Origin of the sequence: Dietzia sp. SYD-A1, from assembly GCF_015356725.1 — a bacterium.
Taxonomy (GTDB): domain Bacteria; phylum Actinomycetota; class Actinomycetes; order Mycobacteriales; family Mycobacteriaceae; genus Dietzia.
Window position 1 is genome coordinate 1 of record NZ_JADDKI010000514.1, and the last position, 1084, is coordinate 1084.

Sequence of the window (1084 nt, forward strand, 5' to 3'; positions counted from 1 at the left end):
GTCCTCGCCACCGGCGTCGTTCCCGGCGCCGACACGGGGCTCCGGCCCCGGCGGGCTCGCAGCCGCCCGGCCGGAGGTGCGGCCCCGGGTCGAGGCGACGCCCCGCGTGGAGGTGTGACCGGGCGGTGACGACGTGCCCGGGGTGGGCGTGGGGTGCTGGTCGGGGAACGTCAGGTCGAGCAGGTGGCCGCGTCGGCCGACCCGGCTGGACAGCACCCGCACCGTCCCCACCGAGAGTTCCACGGCGTCTGCTAGCTCGTCCTGCTCCGCCAGCCGCCGGAGCCGGGCGAGGTCCCGGGAGTCCAGTCTCTCCAGGCTCGAGTGCGAGGCCAGCACCACCTCGTCGCCGAACGCACAGGTGGCCGTGTCGGAGGAGCGGGTGCGCTCGACGAAGCGGCGCCAGAGTTCCCGATCGTCCGCGCGGGCGGTGTCGACGTAGCGGGCCTCGATGTCCGCGACGATCTTCCGGACGAACGGGGCGAACATGCGGGAGGCGTCGGCACTCATCCCCGTCAGGTCCACCGCCCCGACCAGTCGACGGGTGAGCGGGTCGATGATCGGGTGTCCGTAGCAGGCGAAGTCCCGCAGGACCTCGGCGAAGTGCTGCTCGCCGTGGATGAACACCCCGGCCCGGGTCTCGAGCGCCGTGCCGATGCCGTTGTTGCCCACCGCGTCCTCGGTCAGGGTGGCGCCGTCGTCCACTCCTCGTTTGAGCAGCATGCGCGCGATGCGCGTGCTGTCGCGCACCGAGCGGATGACCCGGCCCTCGCGGTCGGCGAGCAGCAGCATCGCCCCGGTGTCCTTGAGGACGTCGTCGAGGTCGTCCATCACCGGGCGCGCGGCCTCCGCGAGTCGGTGGGACCGCGACGCGAGCGGGTCGGGGGCGCCGGGGCGTGCGCTCTTCGGAGTCAGGCCGCACGAGGCGGAGCGCCGCCAGGACAGGTCCACAGGGTCCTCGTCGGGCGCGACGGAGGGGGAGTGGACGGTCTGGGTCACGGGGCACCTCCGGACGGACGAGGGGTGTGACCCACACCATACGCTCGCGGTGCGTGGAGCAGATCCGGGGCTCAGGGCGGATCAGCGG

At 73.7% G+C, this 1084-nt stretch carries 1 protein-coding gene; it reads right to left on the reverse strand.

Annotation, left to right across the window (positions count from 1 at the left end):
- On the reverse strand, positions 1–996 hold a 996-nt coding region (locus IY392_RS16330), incomplete at its 3' end, for a GAF domain-containing protein (RefSeq protein ID WP_375292926.1).
- Positions 997–1084: the final 88 nt, after the last annotated feature.